This window comes from Paraoerskovia sediminicola (genome assembly GCF_030296575.1).
Taxonomy (GTDB): Bacteria; Actinomycetota; Actinomycetes; order Actinomycetales; family Cellulomonadaceae; genus Paraoerskovia; species Paraoerskovia sediminicola.
This window is the reverse complement of the sequence record NZ_AP027729.1, coordinates 682332-701126: the sequence shown is the minus strand read 5'-3', so window position 1 is coordinate 701126 and position 18795 is coordinate 682332. Positions and strand designations below refer to the sequence as shown.

The window sequence follows — 18795 nt, the reverse complement described above, 5'->3', positions numbered from 1 at the left end:
CGGACCTGCCCGCCCTCGCACCGCCGTCCGACACCCGCACCCAGCCGCACCCCGAACCGAAGGCGCACCTCATGAGCGACAGCACCACGCACGAGCCGACCACCGCCCGCATCGGCGGCCACGACGTCCCCGTCGTCACGGCCACGACCGTCGTCGTCGGGACCGGCTCGGCCGGGTACTGCGCGGCCGAGCGGCTCGTCGAGTGGGGCCACGAGGACGTCGTCATGGTCGCCGACAAGATCGGCGCCGGCGCGAGCCGCAACGCAGGCTCCGACAAGCAGACCTACTACAAGCTCACGCTCTCGGGCGGCGACGACGACTCCGTGCGCGAGATGGCCGAGACGCTCTACTCGGGCGGCGCGATGGACGGCGACAACGCCCTCGCGGAGGCGGCGCTGTCGGCGCGAGGGTTCCTGCACCTCGTCGACCTCGGCGTCCCGTTCCCGCAGAACCGGTACGGCGAGTTCATCGGCTACAAGACCGACCACGACCCCCGCCGGCGCGCGACCTCGGTGGGCCCCTACACGTCGCGGAGCATGGTCACCCAGCTCGAGAAGAAGGTGCAGCGCAACGGCACCCGCGTCTACGACGAGTGCCGGGTGGTGGACGTCGTCACGCGCCCTGGCGAGGACGGTCGCCGCGAGGTCGCGGGCCTCCTCGTGCTGCGCACCGACGTCCCGTACGACGGCGACGTGAGCCCGTTCCTCCTGTTCCGCTGCACCAGCATCGTCTACGCGACCGGCGGGCCGGCCGGGATGTACGGCACCCGCGTGTTCCCGAACGGCCAGTGGGGCGCGTCGGGCGCCGCCTACCGCGCAGGCGTCCAGGGCAAGAACCTCACCGAGTGGCAGTTCGGGCTCGCGTCGGTGCGCCCCAAGTGGAACGTCTCGGGCACGTACATGCAGGTCGTGCCCCGGTTCGTGTCGACCGACCAGGACGGCGGCGACGAGCGCGAGTTCCTCACCGAGGGCATCCCGGACTACGGCCGCCTGATGAGCATGGTGTTCCTCAAGGGCTACCAGTGGCCCTTCGACATCCGCAAGGCCCGCGACGGCTCGTCGCTCGTCGACCTGCTCGTCTACCGGGAGACGGTGCTGCGCGGGCGCCGCGTGTGGCTCGACTACCGCAGCAACCCCGTGCGGCCCGACTTCGACCCGAGCGCGCTGAGCCCCGAGGCCTACGAGTACCTGGAGCGCGCCGACGTGCTCTCGGGCACGCCCATCGAGCGGCTCCGCAAGATGAACGAACCCGCCTACCGCTTCTACCTGGAGCGCAACCCGCAGGTCGACCTGGAGCAGGAGATGCTCGAGGTCGACGTCTGCGCCCAGCACAACAACGGCGGGCTGCTCGTCGACGCGTGGTGGCAGTCGAACGTCGCCGGGTTCTTCCCGGTCGGCGAGGCCGGCGGCGCGCACGGCGTCTACCGGCCGGGCGGCGCAGCGCTCAACAGCGGGCAGGTCGGGGCGACGCGGGCTGCCCAGTTCGTCGTCGCGCGCCGCGGGGACGCCCCGACGGGAACCGCCGGCGACGACGCGGACTTCGCTGCCGCCGCCGCGCCGGTGCTCGCGGAGGCGGTCGCGCTCGTGCAGGGGGCGACCTCGCGCGCCGCCGAGGGGGCCGACGACAACACCGGTGACCTGCTGCGCGAGGTGCAGGAGCTCATGAGCGCGAAGGCCGGCCCCGTGCGCTCGTCGGAGTCGATCAGCGAGGCCCTGGTCCAGGTGCACGAGTGGCTCGAGGCGTACGACGGGCTCGTCGCCGCCGACGGCTCCTCGCGCCGCTCCGTCAACCGCACGTTCCTCGTCCGCGACATCCTCACCAGCGCCTACGTGTACCTCTCGGCGATGGCCGACTACGTCGCCCACGGCGGACGCTCCCGCGGGTCCGTCCTCTACACCGACCCCGACGGAGGCCTGCCGCTCGTCGGCCACGGGGACGACGCCGAGCGCGAGCTCGACCTGCCCGAGCTGTTCCGCTTCAGCCTCGACGGCGGGGACCTCGACGAGGTGGTCCAGGAGACCGCGTGGGTCGCGCCGTCCGAGACCGTCCCCGAGGTGTCGGACGGCGGACCCGGGTTCGCGCCCGTCGTCGCCCGGGACCCCGCGGACCGGGCGGGCGAGCCGGTGTTCCGGTGGCGACCGCGGCGTCCGCTGCCCGAGGACGACGACTTCTTCGAGAACGTGTGGCGCGAGTTCCGGGAGCACGGGAACGTGTACTGATGACTGCTGCTGGGAGCGACCGCGGGACGCTCGGGCGGGCCGTCGTGCTCGCAGGGCGGGGGCGCTACGAGGACCCGTGGCACGACCACGCCGCGACGTCGCACGAGGTCGCGGTCGTGCTGGCCGAGGTCGGGCTCGACGTCGAGGTGCGCTCCACGTTCCCCGACAGCGAGGGCGGGGTCGGCCGGCTCGACGACCTCGACCTGCTCGTCGTCAACACGGGTCTGCGCGACCCGGCGTCGCAGGCCGACGACCCTGCGTGGGCCGGCGTCCGAGGGGCGCTCGCCGCCGCGATCCGTGCGGGCGTCCCGCTGCTCGGGCTGCACCAGGCCGCGAACTCGTTCGACGACGTGCCCGAGTGGCGCACGGCGCTCGGCGGTCGATGGGTCCCCGGCACCTCGATGCACCCCGAGCAGGGGGTCGCGACGTTCGACGTGGTCGGTGGTGCTGGTGCTGGTGCTGGTGCTGGTGCTGGTGCTGGTGCTGGTGCTGGTGCGGGCTCGGGCTCGGGCTCGGGCCGCGCCTGCGGCGGCCAGCACTCGGCGACCGCGGGCGCCGGCGACGCCCAGCACCCGGTGACCGCGGGTCTCGGGCCGCTTGTCGTGGACGACGAGCGCTACTCCTATCTGGACGTCGACCCCGCGAGCCGGGTGCTGGTCACGCAGGTCCACGACGGGGTCGACCATCCGGTGGTCTGGGTCCGCGACGGCGACGGGCGAAGGGTCGTGTACGACGCGCTCGGCCACGATGTCGGGAGCTACCGGACGCCGGCCCGGCGGCGGCTGCTGGAGCGCGAGGTCCGATGGCTGCTCGGTCGCCCGGACGCCGAGGTCTCCTCCGTCTGACTCCTCGACGTCGACTCGTCCGTCTTGCTTTTCGAAGTCGACGTTGCCGGGGCGCATCGGGCGGTGAAGGACCGCGAACGTCGACCTCGACGTCGACCTCGGCCTCGACGCGGCCTCGACGCGACCTCGACGCGATCGCGACCCGACACGACCCGCCCGAGAGTGCCTCGACGCGCTCGCCCCGTGCCTCAGCGGGCGAGGGCATGGCGCACCTGCGCGACGACGCGGTGCGGGTCGCGCATCTGGTGGCGGTCGATCACCAGGACGGTCCAGCCGGCCAGGCGCAGGCGGTTGAGCCTGTCGCGGTCCCGGCGGATCTGCTCGGGAGTGTCGTGGTGCGCGCCGTCGTACTCGACCGCGAGCCGTTCCCGCAGCCACGCGAGGTCCACCCGGGCGACGAAGCGACCCTCGGCGTCCCGCACCACGTGCTGCGTCACCGGGCGGGGGAGGCCAGCGTCGACGAGCAGGAGTCGCAGCGCCGACTCCCGCGGTGACTCGGCTCCCGGGTCGCAGAGATCGAGGACCGTGCGTGCCTGGCGGACCCCACGGGCCCCGGACATCGAGTCGAAGACGGACCGGACGTCGGTGATCCGGGTCGCGGTCCCGTTCAGCAGCGCGTCGACGGCGGCGACGGCCCGGGTCCGGGGCAGTCGGCGCGCCAGGTCGGCGGCCGTCCGATCCCGGGTCGTCGCGGGGCCGTAGAGGCCCGTGACGATCGTCGACTCCGCGGGGGTCGTCTCGTACCGCAGGAGGAGCTCGGGTCGGGGTCGGGCCCGGTGGCGCCTCCCGATCGTGAGCTCGACCGGATCGTCGGGGGCCGCCATTCTGGAGCCGAGCGCCCACGCCGCGCTCCGCCCGGTGAGCACGGCATCAGGACCGATGGCGAGCCGCACCGCGCGGATCCGCGTGCCGTGATCGACAGCCGCGCGCGCGTCGATGTAGATGCCGCGGGTCAGACGCCGATAGCGCGGCCCCTCGAGGATGTCGGGCGTGACGTGCTCGAGACCGGCCGCTCGCGTGAACGGCGCCCGGGTCGAGAGGGTCCTGGCGACCGGACCCGCCCGCCGCAGGCCCTTGGTCGCGGGGACGTCGGCGGTGCGGGTCTGGTCGGTGGCCACCAGCGCGAGCCTGCCCGCTGCGACACGACCGAACCGTGCCTCGCGCCGAAGCTGTGGCGAGTGCTGGTGCCCAGGGTCCCGTGGACGACGTCGTGGGCCGGCCGTGAGACCCCGATATCGACGTTGCCGGGCTTCCGTCTCGGGCACAGGGCCGCGAACGTCGACATCGGCAGTCTGGAGGGCCGTGGCGGGTCGACCGGGTCGAGCGCCGCCCGCGGGTCAGAGGTGCGGCAGCACGTGCTCCGCGAACCGCGCGCCCACCGTCGCGACCGTCTCGTCGACGGGCGCGGCCCAGATCTCCTCGTTGAAGATCTCCGTCTCGACGTCACCGGTGTACCCGGCGTCGCGGACCCACCCGGAGATCGACGCGAAGTCGATGTACCCGTCGCCCACGTGCCCGCGGGAGTTCAGGGCCAGCGGCGCGAAGGGGAGCGACCAGTCGCAGACCTGGTACGACGCGATGCGGCCGCCCTTGCCCGCGCGGGCGATCTGCTTCTGCAGCTCCGGGTCCCACCACACGTGGTACGTGTCGACCACGACCCCGACGACGTCCGAGGGGTGCGGCGCCGCGAGGTCGAGCGCCTGCCCGAGCGTCGAGATCACGGCGCGGTCGGCGGCGAACATCGGGTGCAGCGGCTCGAGGACGATCCGCACGCCGTGCTGGGCGGCGAACGGCGCGAGGTCGCCGATGCGGTCGGCGACCCGGGCGCGGGCCGCGACGATGTCGCGGTCCGTCCCCGGTGCCGGCGCCGTCTCGGGCGCCGAGCCCGGCAACCCGCCGACGACGAACACGAGCTCGCTCGTGCCGAGGGTCGCGGCCTCCTCGATCGCGCGCCGGTTGTCGTCGAGCGCGGCGCGCACGCCCGCGTCGTCCGACGCCGTGAGGAAGCCGCCGCGGCACAGCGAGGAGACGCGCAGGCCGGCGGCCCGGACGATCTCGGCCGCCTGCGCGGCTCCCGTCTCCGCGACGCGGTCGCGCCACAGCCCGACGGCCCCGTAGCCGGCGCGGGCCGCGGCGTCGACGGCCTCGGGGAGCGTCGCGTGCTTGACGGTCGCCGTGTTCAGCGAGCAGCGGGACAGGTCCGGGCTGTCGGACGGCGCGGCACCGGTCGCGCTCCCGGGTCCGGTCTCGCCCGCCGTGCCGGCAGCGGCGGCCACGGCCGAGCGGGTGCCGGACCCGAGGCCACCCGACGCCGCGCCCACGGGCTCCGCGGCGTTCACAGCGTGATCTCGGGGACGTCGAGCCGGCGGCCCTCGGCGGACGACTGCAGCCCGAGCTCGGCTAGCTGGACTCCGCGCGCGGCGGAGAGCAGACCGAACCGGTGGGGGCGCTCGGCGACGACGTCCGCGAGGAACTCTTCCCACTGCAGCTTGAACCCGTTGTCGAGGTCGGCGTTCGCGGGGACCTCCATCCACTGGTCGCGGAACGACTCGGTGACGGGCAGGTCGGGGTTCCACACGGGCTTCGGGGTGTGGGCCCGCTGCTGCGCGACGCACTTGTTGAGGCCGGCGACCGCCGAGCCGTGCGTGCCGTCGACCTGGAACTCGACGAGCTCGTCGCGGTAGACGCGCACCGCCCAGGACGAGTTGATCTGCGCGACCACGGGGTCGCCGTCCGGCGTCTCGATGCCGAAGACGCCGTAGGCGGCGTCGTCGGCCGTGGCGTCGTACGCCTCGCCCTGCTCGTCCCAGCGGGTCGGGATGTGCGTGGCGGTCTGGGCGCTGACGGTGCGGACCGTGCCGAGGATCCCCTCGAGCACGTAGTTCCAGTGGCAGAACATGTCGGTGGTCATGCCGCCGCCGTCCTGCTTGCGGTAGTTCCACGAGGGGCGCTGGGCGCTCTGGTGCTCGCCCTCGAAGACCCAGTAGCCGAACTCGCCGCGCAGCGACAGGATGCGCCCGAAGAAGCCCTCGTCGACGAGGCGGCGCAGCTTCACGAGACCCGGCAGGTAGAGCTTGTCGTGGACGACGCCGGCCGTGACGCCGCTCTGCTCGCCGAGGCGTGCCAGCTCGATCGCCTCGTCGAGGGTCTCGGCGGTCGGCTTCTCCGTGTAGACGTGCTTCCCGGCCTGCATGGCCTTCGTGAGGGTCTTGGCGCGCAGGCTCGTCATGGACGCGTCGAACACGATGTCGACGGTCGGGTCGGCGATCGCGCCGTCGAGGTCGGTGGTCCAGTGCTCGACCCCGTGCAGCTCGGCGAGCTCGCGGATCTTGCCCTCGCGGCGCCCGACGAGGATCGGCTCGACCTGGATGCGCGATCCGTCGGCGAGCTCGATGCCGCCCTGGTCGCGGATCGGCAGGATCGAGCGCACGAGGTGCTGGCGGTAGCCCATGCGACCGGTGATGCCGTTCATCGCGATGCGCAGGGTGCGGGTGGGGGTCGTCATGGTGGTCTCCGTCGTCGTCTGGTCGGGCTGGGCCCGGCTGTTCGGAATGCGCTTTCCCGAAGTGTAGGAAAGGGCTTACCTCCCGTCAACACCCAGGAGTCGTCAGGCCTCGTGCAACGGGGGCGTCGAGTCGCGCACGACGACCTCGCCGCGGAAGTGCGTCTCGGTGTCGCCGGACGTGTCCTCCTCCGCCAGCGCGAGCCGGGTCGCGGCCTGCCCGATCTCCACGAGCGGCAGGCGCACCGTCGTCAGGCTCGGGGTCACGTCGCGCAGGGTCACGATGTCGTCGAACCCGGCGACGGCGATGTCCCCGGGCACCTCGACGCCCGCGTCCCGCGCCGCGGCCATCGCGCCCACCGCCATGACGTCGTTCGCCGCGAAGACCACGCGGGGCCGCTCGTCGCGGTCGAGGACCGCGGCCATCGCCTCGTACCCGCCGTCGCGGGTGAACGCGCACGTCTCGGTCGTGACCGAGCCGCCGAGCGCAGCGAACCGGTCGGCGAAGCCCGCGCGCCGCGCCTCGCCCGTGCGGTGCCCCTCCGGTCCGCCGAGCACCGCGGCCGACCGGTACCCGAGGTCGTGGAGCGCCGCGGCGAGGTCGGCGGCACCGGCGCCGTTCTCCACCTCGACCGCCGGCAGGTCGCCGAGGGGCCGGCCCACGACCGCGACCCCGCCACCTCGGGAGCGGTAGGCGGTCAGCGCGGCGACGAGGGCGTCGTCCGACCCCCGAGACGACCGCCGGCGACGATGATCGCCCGGGCCCGCTGCCGGCGCATGAGCTCGACGAAGGCGAGCTCACGCTCGGCGCTGTGCTGGGTGGAGGCCAGCGTGACGACCAGGCCGGACTCCTCGGCGGCCGCCGCGACCCCCGCCGCGATCGAGGAGAAGTACGGGTCGGCGATGTCGTGGACGATCAGGGCGACCGACGTCGTCCGGCCCCGCGCCACCGCCTGGGCGTTCGCGTCCGGCATGTAGCCCATGCGCTCGGCGGTCTCGACGACACGCTCGCGCAGCTCGGGGCGGACGACGCGGGTCGCGCTCCCGTTGATCGCGCGGGACGCCGTCGCGAGGGAGACGCCGGCCTCGCGGGCGACGTCGCTGAGTGTCACGGGTCCGCTCATCCGGTCAGTGTACGAGCGAGGAAAGTGTTTGCCAGGTCTGCGACGCACCGTTTCGCGGGCTCCCGCCGCCACGCGCGCGCCACCCCGTTTGGCCCAGGCCCCGTTCGGGGGAATGATCGGGGCATGCTGATCCCCACGGGCGCCCCCGGCTCACGCATCGTCGGCCTCGGCCACCATCAGCCCGAGCGCGTCATGACCAACGACGACGTGGCGCAGCTCGTCGAGACGAACGACGAGTGGATCCAGTCCCGCACCGGCATCGTGACCAGGCACGTCGCCGCCGACGACGTCACGGTCGCCGACATGGCCACGGACGCCGCACGCATGGCGCTCGCGGACGCCGGAGTCGACGCCTCGGCCGTCGACCTCGTGATCGTCGCGACCGCGACGGCGCGCGACCGCTCGCCCAACACCGCCGGTCGCGTCGCCTACGCCCTCGAGCTCGGGGACCCCGCGACCGGGACCCCGGCGGTCCTCGACGTCAACACCGCCTGCTCCGGGTTCGCGCACTGCATGGGCCTCGCCGACCAGGCGATCCGGGCCGGCTCCGCGACCACGGCGCTCGTGATCGGCGCCGAGAAGCTCACCGACTTCACCGACTGGTCCGACCGCGCGACCTGCATCCTCACGGCGGACGGCGCCGGGGCGGCGGTGCTCAGCGCGGCCGACGAGCCCGGGGTCGGCCCGGTCGTCTGGGGCTCCGAGCGGGCCATCACCCCCGCGGTCCTCATCGAGGCGCCCGGGGAGAAGTTCGTGCAGGACGGGCGAGCCGTGTTCCGGTGGGCCATCACCAAGGCCGCCGACCGCGCGCGCCAGATCGTCGACCGCTCCGGGGTCCCGCTCGACGAGATCGACGTGCTCGTGGCGCACCAGGCGAACCTGCGCATCATCGAGCCGATGGCGAAGGCGCTCGGGCTCGAGGACAAGGTCGTCGTCACCGACATCACCGAGTCGGGCAACACCTCGGCCGCGAGCATCCCGCTCGGCCTCTCGAAGTGGTGGCACGCCGGCAAGATCCCCGCCGACGCGAACGCGCTGCTCTTCGGGTTCGGCGGCGGCTTCGCGTGGGCCGGGCAGGTCGTGCGCACCCCGAGCCGCTGACCGTCCACACCCGACCGCACGTCCCACCTGACCCCCGCGACTGACCGAACGCCTGACCGCAAGGCCGGGACCGCTCGCGCCGCGCTTCTCGCCGTACCGTTCGCTTCGTGCATCTCGCGTGCCGCTCGCTCCGCGCATCTCGCGTGCGCGCGCTTCGCGCACCTGCCAGGAGGGTTCAACCCACCAGCAGCACGTGCAGGGTGCGCGGTCCGTGCACGCCCTCGACCCGCACGAGCTCGATGTCGCTCGTGGCGCTCGGCCCGGAGATCCAGGTCTGCGGTCGTTCCGGGTGCTCGGCCAGCAGACGGACGGCCTCGGGGACGGTCTGCACGGCCTGGTCGTGGCGCACGACGCACACGTGCAGGTCGGGGACCAGGCTGATCGCGCGGCGCCCCTGGTCGGGTTCCCCGTCCAGCACGATGGTCCCCGTCTCGGCGATCGCGACCCGGGCGGCCGTCACCACGCCGTCGGCGCCGTCGAGGGTCTGGACGTCGAGCGGCGCCTCGCGGGAGTCCGTCAGGAGCGCGGTGCCGGACGCCGCCAGCTCGCTCGTCCAGCCCGCGTCGAGCCCGGAGGGGACGACGACGGCGCTCGACCCTTCGAGGATCCTCGCCACGGTCGTGCCGATCTCGTGCGGGGCGACCCGGTGCACCTCGGCGCGGTAGTCGGCGACGCGCTCGTCGAGCAGGTCGATCACGGCGGCCGACCCGGGCGGGTCCTCGCCCGCGGCCCGGTAGTCGCGCGGCACGGGCGCCTGCGCGGACATCGCCCCGCGGAGCTCGGGTGCCGCCGCGCCGTCGGACTCCTGCAGCGCGGCGCGCACCCGCGTCAGCACCTCGTCGCGCGCGCTCATCGGTCGCTCCTCTCGCCCGGCTGCTCGTGCTCCTTCGCCCACCAGTCGCGGAACGTCTGCTTCGCGGGAGCGGGCAGGTCGCGCGACGCCGTCCATGCGGACGCCGGGAACGGCAGGTGCCGCACGTATCCCTTGCGCCCTGCGAGGATCCGCGCGACCACGGTGCCCTTCTCCGCGAGGGCGAACCGGCCGCCGTCCGACATCACGGCGCTCGCCGCCTTCATGGCGGCGCCCCACCCCGTCGGGACGCGGCGCCCGCGGTCCTCGTCGGCGACGCGGGCGCGCAGGTGGACGAGCAGCGACGGGATGTCGATCTTCACGGGGCAGACGTCGTAGCAGGCACCGCACAGCGTCGACGCGAACGGCAGGGACGAGTTGGGGTCGCCGTGCCCGCTCGACCCGGTGAGCTGCGGGGTCAGGACCGCACCGATCGGCCCCGGGTAGACGGAGCCGTAGGCGTGGCCGCCGACCCGCTCGTACACCGGGCACACGTTGAGGCACGCGGAGCAGCGGATGCAGTGCAGGGCGGCGCGGCCGACGTCGTCGGCCAGGGCGCGGGTGCGGCCGTTGTCGAGCAGCACGAGGTGGAACTTCTGCGGGCCGTCGCCCGGGGTGACGCCCGTCCACAGGGACGTGTACGGGTTCATGCGCTCACCGGTCGACGAGCGGGGGAGGGTCTGCAGGAACACCTCGAGGTCGGTGAACGTCGGCACGAGCTTCTCGATGCCCATGACGGTGATGAGGGTCTCGGGCAGCGTCAGGCACATGCGCCCGTTGCCCTCGGACTCCACCACCGACAGCGTCCCCGTGTCCGCGACGGCGAAGTTCGCGCCGCTGATCGCGACCTTGGCGGTGAGGAACTTGCGGCGCAGGTGAGCGCGCGCCGCCATCGCGAGCTCGCGCGGCGCGTCCGTGAGGTCGGCGGGGGCGTCCGCCATGCGCTCGAGGAAGATCCGGCGGATCTCCTCGCGGTTGCGGTGGATCGCGGGCACGAGGATGTGTGACGGCATGTCGTCGGCGAGCTGCACGATCAGCTCGGCGAGGTCCGTCTCGGTCGCGGCGATCCCGGCCTCTGCCAGGGCCTCGTTGAGGCCGATCTCCTGGGTGGCCATGGACTTGACCTTGACCACCTCGTCGACGCCCGCGGCCCGGACCAGCTCGGCGACGATCCGGTTGGCCTCGGCCGCGTCGCGCGCCCAGTGGACGACGCCGCCGCGTGCGGTGACGTTGCGCTCGAGCTCCTCGAGGAGGTCGGGCAGACCGGCCATGACGTGCGTCTTGATCGCGGCGCCGGCGTCGCGCAGCGCCTCCCAGTCGGGGACCTCGCCGACGACGGACGCGCGCTTGGCGCGGATCGTCGAGGTCGCGTGACCCAGGTTGGCGCGCATCTGGTCGTTGCCCAGCGCGGCGCGCGCTGCCTGCGGGAACGTCTCACCCCAGCGGAGCGGGTCGTCCGGGTGGGGCACGGGACCGAACGGTTCGTCGGGTCGTGTGCCGGACGGCGTCGCGCGGCCCCCGGCGTCGCCCTTGCGTCGCAGGGTCGGGAGCCCGAGGTACGTGCTCATCGGGAGACCTCCGCGCCGGCCGTACGGGTTCGGGGTGCTGGAGCGTGGGGAAGCGGGGTCGGGTCGTCGACGGTGCTCGCCAGGACCTCGGCGAGGTGCATGGTGCCGATGCCCGCGTGCTGCCGGGAGAGCCCGCCCCCGATGTGCATGAGGCACGAGTAGTCGCCCGCGACGAGGACCTCGGCGGCGGTGGAGCGGACGGCCGCGACCTTGTCGTCGAGCATCGCGGCCGAGGTGGGGGCGTTCTTCAGCGCGAACGTGCCCCCGAACCCGCAGCACCCGTCGGCGCCCGGCAGGTCGACGAGCTCCAGGCCCGCCACGGCGCGCAGCAGCCGCTCGGGCCGGTCGCCGACGCCGAGCATGCGCAGCGAGTGGCACGTGGGGTGGAAGGTGACGCGGTGCGCGAAGTGCGCGCCGACGTCCGACAACCCCAGGACGTCGACGAGCAGCTCGGAGAGCTCGTAGGTCTTCGCGGCGACCGCGTCGGCGCGCGCGCCGAGAGCGTCCTCGCCGGCGCGGCGGCAGACCATGCCCTGCTGGTGGCGGATCGACCCCGTGCAGGAGCCGGACGGGACCACGACGGCGTCCCACTCCCCGTCGAGGACGGGCGAGAACGACTCGACGTGGTTGCGCACGACCGGGACGGCCTCGTCCATGTACCCGGTGTTGATGTGCATCTGGCCGCAGCACGCCTGGGAGGCGGGGAAGAACACCTCGTGGCCGAGGCGCTCCAGGAGGCGCACGGTGGCGCGCGGGGCCTGCGGGAACATCGAGTCCGCCACGCAGGTGGCGGTCAGGGCGATGCGCATGTGGTCTCCTCGTCGAGCTCGGTCCGGTCCAGCCTGGCAGGCCCGGGCCGGTGGTGCGCGTCGTCCGCGCAGCCGTGGTCGCGAGCCTGGTGCCAGCCTGGTGGTGGGTAGCCGTCGTAGGATTGTATCGTTTCATTCTGCTGTCGGGCGACGTGTCGGACGCCCGGGGCAGACTGTCGGTCATGACGAACATCGCTCTGTTCCACTCCGTCCTCGGCGTCCGGGCGGGCGTTCACGACGCCGCGGACCGGCTGCGGGCCGCAGGCCACGACGTCCTCGTCGTCGACCAGTACGAGGGCCGGGTGTTCGACGACTACGAGGAGGCCGGCCGCTATGCCGAGTCGATCGGATACCCGGCGCTCATGGGCCTCGCCGAGGCGGCCGTCCGTGACCTGCCCGACGGGTTCCTCGTCGCCGGCTTCTCCAACGGTGGCGGTATGGCCGAGTACGTGGCGACCCGACGCGAGGTGTCGGGGGTCGTGATGCTCGCGGGAGCGCTGGACCTGGCGATGATCGGCGTGGAGGCGTGGCCCGCCGGTGTCCCGGCCCAGATCCACTACACGGTCGACGACCCGTTCCGCAGCCAGGCGGGCATCGACGCCGTCGTCGCTTCGGTCCGTGCGTCTGGAGCGTCGGTCGAGACCTTCGACTACCCCGGGAGGGGGCACCTCTTCACGGACCCGTCGTTGCCCGACGAGCACGACCCGGAGTCGGCGGAGCTGTTGTGGTCGCGCGTCCTGTCGTTCTGCGCCGGTCTGGCGTAGCGCTACGGCTCGCCCAGAGGTGAGGGTCGGAGCGGAGGCGGAGTGGCGCTCGAAGCCCGGAAAGGGGTTGCCACGAGCGCCGACCCAGGGTAGACATCAGGGGCAGCACGAAACGACAGGGGCAGTGAATCGATTCATTCTTGGATCGATACCTGGCGGACCGAGCACGATCTCAAGGACGAGACGAACGGTGAAGCAATGACTGACGAACGACCGGGCGCGCGGAGAGCGCGTCGGACCATCGCGGGGTTCACGGGAGCGGCGCTCGCGCTCTCGGGACTCCCGCTCATGGCGATCCCCGCGAGCGCCGACACGGAGGACCCGCCGTTCCACGCGGCGTTCGACTTCGGTGAGGCCGGCGGGCCCGTCGCAGACGGGTGGACCGGGATCGACCCGGCCAACCGGTACGCGGCCGAGACAGGCTACGGGATAGCGGCATCGTTCGATCTCGCTGCGCGCACCCGTGACGCGTCGCAGCCGATCGCGGGCGACTTCGTCCTCGGGGACGGGTGGGAGTTCCTCGTCGACGTGCCCGCGGGCGACTACGAGGTCCGGGCCATCGTCGGCGACCTGCTGCCGGGGACCAGCCAGACGCGGACCAGCGTCGTCCTCGAGGGTGCCGACCCGGTCCACATCTACGCGGACCCGGCGCAGAGCGCCGAGCAGACCCTGTCGACCACCGTCACGGACGGCCAGCTGACCATCGGACTCACGGGCAAGGGCGCTGCGTATGTCGCGGGGATCGAGGTCACCGGGACCGGGGACGCCCCCGACCCCGAGCCGACGGACCCCACGGACCCGACCGATCCTCCGGAGTCGGGCATCGCTGCCCCGGCGAACGTGCGCATGTCGCACGTCACCGACGACGCCGTGACGCTGCGGTGGGACGAGGTCGACGGAGCGACGGGCTACGTCGTGTCGCGCTCCGACGCGGTCGACGGCCAGTACACGCAGGTCGACGAGACCGCCGCCAGGGTGGTCCAGACCACCGACGAGGTCGACACGACCGCGGTGCACTACTACCGGGTCCAGGCGCGGGACGCCGACGGTCTCTCGGCACCCTCGGTCGCCGCGGTCTCGAGCCTCTCCGGTCCGCAGGTCGAGCTCCCCGCCGACGGCGTGCTCTCGTTCGACCTCGGTGACGGCGAGCTCGCCCCCGGGGCGACGCTCCTCGGCGCCGACACGGCCTACGACGCCGAGAACCGCGCGGGCTTCGTCGACGTCGCCCAGGTCACCTCGACCGACCGCGGCACCGACGACGCGGTGCGGACGGACTTCGTCACGGTCGGCGACACCGAGCTCGTCGTCGACGTCCCCGACGGCGACTACACCGTCGACCTGATCGCCGGCGACGCCGAGGCGGGCACCGACGTCGCGATCACCGTCGAGCAGATGGCGAAGGTGCAGCAGTCGGCGCAGGCCGCCGGCGAGTACCTGGAGATGTCGTTCGACATCGCGGTCGTCGACGGCCAGCTCAACCTCGACTTCGCGGGGACGGCGGCGAACCTCAACTCGCTCGTCATCACCCAGCAGAGCGCGCGTGACGCGGGGGACGAGCCGACGCTCTGGATCACGGGCGACTCGACCGTGCAGACCTACACCGCCGACTACGCGCCGCAGGCGGGCTGGGGCCAGATGCTCGAGCGCTTCGTCGGCGACGACGTCACGGTCGAGAACAAGTCGATCGGTGGACGCAGCTCGAAGAACTTCATCAGCCAGGGCCGTCTCGACGAGGTGCTCCTCGCCGTCCGCCCCGGTGACTACCTCTTCGCCCAGTTCGGCCACAACGACAACTCGTACGGGGTCGACGACCGCTGGGCCGCGCCGGACGACTACTACGAGTACCTGCGCACGTTCGTGGACGGGGCACGCCAGCGCGGCGCCACCCCGATCCTCGTGACGCCGGTGTCCCGCAGGTCGTACGCCGCGGACGGGACGGCGAACGTGTCGTTCCCCGACTACGTCCGGGCCGCGACCGACCTCGCCCAGGAGACGGGCACCGCGCTCGTGGACCTCTCCGCGTCGAGCCGGGCGTACCTGAACGAGATCGGGCCGGAGGAGGCCAAGTCCGTCTTCCTGCACGTTCCCGCAGGCGTGTACCCCGGGCGCCCGAACGGCACCCAGGACGACACGCACTTCCAGGAGTACGGCGCCATCCAGATGGCCCGCCTCGTCGCGACCGACGTGGCGTCGCTCGACGACCCGCTCGCCGACGAGATCGTCGAGGTGGACCCGCCGGCTGAGGTTCCCGAGGCGCCGGCCGGTGTCGTCGTCTCGAACGTCTCGAACGCGGGTGCCCAGCTCAGCTGGACCGACGTCGAGGGCGCCGACATCTACAAGGTCTTCCGCAAGGACGGCGGCGCACCTGACGCCGACTTCGCGCTCGTGACCACGTCGACCATCGCGCAGGCCGCCGTCACGGGGCTCGCCGAGGGCGCGTCGTACGACTTCCGGGTCGTGGCGGTCAACGGCCGGGGCGACTCCGCGCCGTCCGCGACGGTCAGCGCCACGACCAAGGCGCCGCTGTACAAGTTCGACGTGCAGCGCACCGGCGACCCCCTGATGCCCGGGTACACCGAGGTCAGCGAGTCCACGATCTACTCCGCCGAACAGGGCTGGGGTTGGATCGAGGGCGGCATGGGCGGCCGCGACCGCGGCACGGGCTACGACCCGGCACCGAACGACATCGAGCGGGACTTCCTGCTCCCGTCCAGCGAGCAGGAGTTCGTCGTCGACGTCCCGAACGGCACGTACGCCGTCAAGACCTACAACGGCGACTGGATCGGGACCAGCCGCTCGAACGTGCAGATCGAGGGCAAGGACTTCGGTGCCTCGAACGCGGGCCGCGGTTCCGTGTCGCAGAAGATCAGCCAGCCGGTGCTCGTGACGGACGGCCAGATCAACCTCGTCATGACGGGTTCGTCGTCGCGCCTCAACGGCATCGAGATCACGCCGCTGCTCCTCGCGCCGTCGGGCCTCGCGCTCGACGACATCTCGATCGACAGCAGCGACGTCTCGGTCTCCCTGAGCTGGACGGGGACTGAGGACGCGACGGCGTACCGCGTGTACCGCAAGTCGGCCTCTGCCCCTGAGGCCGAGGCGCTCGCGGACGTCGACGAGACGACCTATGTCGACACGACGGCGGACGTCGGCCTCGAGTACACCTACACCGTCGTCGCGCTCGATGCGGCCGGCACCGAGTCGGTGGCGTCGAACGCGCTCGAGCTGACGACGGTCGACACGGACGTCGCGAAGGCTCCGGTCCCGACCGGGCTCACCCTGGGCGACGTGAACAAGAACGACGTGACCCTCACCTGGGACGGCTCGGACGAGGCGTTGTTCTACCAGGTCTACCGGGCGGAGCCGGGCGAGGACCTCGCGCTCGTCGGGCGCGCCGACGCGGCGGTCTTCACCGACACGGACGTGCTGACGACGATCGAGTACACGTACGCGGTCGCTGCGGTCAACGCAGGTGGCGTCTCGGACCTGTCCGAGTCGGTCACGTCGCCCGCGGTCACGACCCTGGTGCGCCAGGCGGAGCGGATCGACCGCTCGCCGGTCGCCGTCGACACGGAGGAGGGCGTCTACCTCGGGTGGCGCATGCTCGGTCTCGACCCGGAGTCGATCGCGTTCAACGTCTACCGCGACGGGGAGAAGATCACCGACGCTCCGGTCGCCGGCAGCACGAACGTGCTCGACGCCGACGGCTCGACGGAGGCGACCTACCGGGTCAGTTCGGTGGTCGACGACGTCGAGCGCTGGGCGACCGAGGACTTCGAGGCCTGGGACGACCAGACCCTCGACGTCCCGATCGAGAAGCCGGCGGACGACTACACCAAGGACGGCCAGCCCTACTCGTACCGGGCCAACGACGCGTCGATCGGCGACGTCGACGGTGACGGCGAGTACGAGATCGTCCTCAAGTGGGACCCGACGAACAGCCAGGACAACTCGCGCGGCGGGTACACCGGCACGGTGTACGTCGACGCCTACGAGCTGGACGGGACGCGGCTGTGGCGCATCGACCTGGGCAAGAACATCCGGGCCGGCGCTCACTACACGCAGTTCCAGGTCTTCGACCTGGACGGTGACGGTCGCGCCGAGGTCACGATGAAGACGGCGGACGGCGTGGTCGACGGGGCGGGCGCCGTCGTCGGCGACCCGCGTGCCGACTACCGGAACTCGGGCGGCTACGTGCTCACCGGTCCGGAGTACCTCACGGTGTTCGACGGTGCGACGGGTGCTGCGCTCGACACGATCGACTACACGCCGCCGCGCGGGGACGTCGGCGCGTGGGGCGACACCTACGGCAACCGCGTCGACAGGTTCCTCGCGGGCACCGCGTACCTCGACGGGGAGCGTCCGTCGCTCGTGTTCAGCCGCGGCTACTACACGCGCACGGTGCTGGCCGCCTACGACTTCGACGGCACGGAGCTCACCGAGCGATGGGTCTTCGACTCGGACGTGGCGGGTGACGAGTATCGCGGTCAGGGGAACCACCAGTTCTCCGTGGCCGACGTCGACGGCGACCAGAAGGACGAGATCGTGTTCGGTGCGATGACCATCGACGACGACGGCTCGCCCCTCTACAACACCGAGCTCTGGCACGGGGACGCGCTCCACGTCTCCGACCTCGACCCGACCCGGGACGGCCTCGAGGTCTTCGGACCTCACGAGGACCCGGGGCACAACGGCAACCTCATCGCCACGTTCCGTGACGCGGGGACCGGCGAGATCCTGTGGTCGGTTCCGGGCACCAAGGACACCGGTCGTGGGACCGCGGGCGACATCGACCCCCGGTACGTCGGCGCGGAGGCGTGGAACGTCACCGACGGCGGCCCGTGGAACGACGTCGAGGGGTTCCTGCACTCGGCTCAGGGTGAGCTGATCAGCAACTCGATCCCCGCGGCGAACGGCGTCACGTGGTGGGACGGCGACCTCCTGCGAGAGATCCAGGACCACGACTGGACGGAGGAGACCCGCACGGGTGTCCCGACGATCGGCAAGTGGGACTGGGAGACCGAGGAGACGGTCGAGGTCTATCGGGCGTCCGGGACCCTGACCAGCAACGACACGAAGGGCAACCTGGCGCTCCAGGCGGATCTGTTCGGTGACTGGCGGGAGGAGATCGTCACGCGGCTCGAGGACTCCTCGGCGTTGCGGATCGCCACGACGGTGGATCTCACGGACCACCGGCTGCGCACGCTGCAGTCCGACCCGGTCTACCGCCTCGGTGTGGCGTGGCAGAACACCTCGTACAACCAGCCGCCGCACACCGGGTACTTCCTCGGTGAGGGCATGGAGACGCCTGCGGCGCCGTCCATCGCCTACACGACGGACGAGGTCCTGGGCGAGCTCGTCGATCCGGACGGTGGGGGTGACCTCGTCGAGGTGACCCCGGTCGCCCCGACGTGGGTGGATCCGTGCGGTGCGGCGAACGTGACCGGTGCGCCGCTGCCGGTGGTCGTGGGCGTCACCTACACGGAGTCCCGCAAGAACGACGGCGGGGTGAAGGTGGTCGCGGTCCCGATGCCGGGGTACGTGCTGACGGACAAGCCGTCGGCGACGAAGAACCCGGACTCGTGGACGTGGACCAAGGGGGACACGGGCGCGACCTGTGTGCCGCTGTGGGACGCGGGCGCGACGTACACCTCGGGTGACCGGGTCTCGTACGGGGAGTCCGAGTGGGTCGCGTCGTGGTGGACGCGGGAGGTCCCGGGCGCCTCGGTGTGGGGGGCGTGGCAGGAGCACCGGGTGACGGAGGACGGCACCGCGGTGTGGACCCCGTCGCGGGTGTTCGTGGCCGGTGACGTGGTCGAGCACGACGGCGTGACGTACGCGGCGAAGTGGTGGACGCGGAGCCAGGAGCCGGGGGCCTCGACCTCGGGTCCGTGGGAGGCGCAGGGCTGAGCCTGGACGGCTGACCCTGACCGCAGGTGTCGGTCGAGAAGCGGGCTGCCGCCCCCGGATCATGCGATCCGGGGGCGGCAGCCCGCGTTCTGGCGTCGGCACG

Annotated in this window: 13 protein-coding genes; 5 read left to right on the top strand and 8 right to left on the bottom strand. The window is 72.5% G+C overall.

Annotated features, from left to right (window positions below; all coding sequences use genetic code 11):
* Positions 1-71 precede the first annotated feature (71 nt).
* Positions 72-2219 (top strand): FAD-dependent oxidoreductase, encoded by a 2148-nt coding sequence (locus QUE47_RS03340; protein WP_286218558.1) that lies wholly within the window; start codon positions 72-74, stop codon positions 2217-2219.
* A complete protein-coding gene (locus QUE47_RS03335; RefSeq protein ID WP_286218557.1) occupies positions 2219-3064 on the top strand; it encodes a ThuA domain-containing protein in 846 nt (281 codons plus the stop codon). Before QUE47_RS03340 ends, QUE47_RS03335 begins: the two co-directional genes overlap by 1 nt.
* 188 nt (positions 3065-3252) lie before the next feature.
* Here QUE47_RS03335 and QUE47_RS03330 read toward each other — a convergent pair whose 3' ends face one another.
* The 5 genes from QUE47_RS03330 to QUE47_RS16510 all read right to left on the bottom strand — a co-directional run bounded on the left by QUE47_RS03330 (position 3253) and on the right by QUE47_RS16510 (position 7690).
* Positions 3253-4182 carry a type IV toxin-antitoxin system AbiEi family antitoxin gene (locus QUE47_RS03330; RefSeq protein ID WP_286218556.1) on the bottom strand — a complete coding sequence of 310 codons (930 nt, stop codon included), beginning with the start codon at positions 4180-4182 and terminating at the stop codon, positions 3253-3255.
* Between the two features lie 219 nt (positions 4183-4401).
* Complete coding sequence (locus QUE47_RS03325; protein WP_286219372.1) at positions 4402-5262, bottom strand: sugar phosphate isomerase/epimerase family protein; 861 nt, start codon at positions 5260-5262, stop codon at positions 4402-4404.
* A 137-nt stretch (positions 5263-5399) separates the two neighbouring features.
* Positions 5400-6569: a Gfo/Idh/MocA family protein gene (locus tag QUE47_RS03320; protein WP_286218555.1), complete on the bottom strand. Its 1170-nt coding sequence runs from the start codon at positions 6567-6569 to the stop codon at positions 5400-5402.
* Between the two features lie 102 nt (positions 6570-6671).
* Positions 6672-7229, bottom strand: a complete 558-nt coding sequence (locus tag QUE47_RS16515; protein ID WP_350227665.1) for a substrate-binding domain-containing protein — start codon at positions 7227-7229, stop codon at positions 6672-6674.
* A 35-nt stretch (positions 7230-7264) separates the two neighbouring features.
* A complete protein-coding gene (locus QUE47_RS16510) occupies positions 7265-7690 on the bottom strand; it encodes a LacI family DNA-binding transcriptional regulator (RefSeq protein WP_350227664.1) in 426 nt (141 codons plus the stop codon).
* A 123-nt stretch (positions 7691-7813) separates the two neighbouring features.
* Here QUE47_RS16510 and QUE47_RS03310 point away from each other — a divergent pair, with 123 nt between their 5' ends.
* The gene (locus QUE47_RS03310) at positions 7814-8791 is read left to right on the top strand and encodes a beta-ketoacyl-ACP synthase 3 (RefSeq protein ID WP_286218554.1); all 978 of its coding nucleotides are present in this window, start codon (positions 7814-7816) and stop codon (positions 8789-8791) included.
* A gap of 175 nt (positions 8792-8966) precedes the next feature.
* Here QUE47_RS03310 and QUE47_RS03305 read toward each other — a convergent pair whose 3' ends face one another.
* Genes QUE47_RS03305 through QUE47_RS03295 form a run of 3 tightly spaced genes read right to left on the bottom strand, consistent with a single transcriptional unit; the run spans position 8967 to position 12018 of the window.
* On the bottom strand, positions 8967-9644 hold the full coding sequence (locus QUE47_RS03305) for a LutC/YkgG family protein (RefSeq protein WP_286218553.1): 678 nt from the start codon (positions 9642-9644) through the stop codon (positions 8967-8969).
* Positions 9641-11209: a LutB/LldF family L-lactate oxidation iron-sulfur protein gene (locus QUE47_RS03300; protein ID WP_286218552.1), complete on the bottom strand. Its 1569-nt coding sequence runs from the start codon at positions 11207-11209 to the stop codon at positions 9641-9643. Before QUE47_RS03300 ends, QUE47_RS03305 begins: the two co-directional genes overlap by 4 nt.
* On the bottom strand, positions 11206-12018 hold the full coding sequence (locus tag QUE47_RS03295; RefSeq protein WP_286218551.1) for a (Fe-S)-binding protein: 813 nt from the start codon (positions 12016-12018) through the stop codon (positions 11206-11208). Before QUE47_RS03295 ends, QUE47_RS03300 begins: the two co-directional genes overlap by 4 nt.
* 182 nt (positions 12019-12200) lie before the next feature.
* On the opposite strand from QUE47_RS03295, the gene QUE47_RS03290 reads away from it, so the two are divergent.
* Both QUE47_RS03290 and QUE47_RS03285 read left to right on the top strand, forming a co-directional pair.
* The gene (locus QUE47_RS03290) at positions 12201-12782 is read left to right on the top strand and encodes a dienelactone hydrolase family protein (protein WP_286218550.1); all 582 of its coding nucleotides are present in this window, start codon (positions 12201-12203) and stop codon (positions 12780-12782) included.
* A gap of 198 nt (positions 12783-12980) precedes the next feature.
* Positions 12981-18692: a rhamnogalacturonan lyase family protein gene (locus tag QUE47_RS03285; RefSeq protein WP_286218549.1), complete on the top strand. Its 5712-nt coding sequence runs from the start codon at positions 12981-12983 to the stop codon at positions 18690-18692.
* Positions 18693-18795 lie beyond the last annotated feature (103 nt).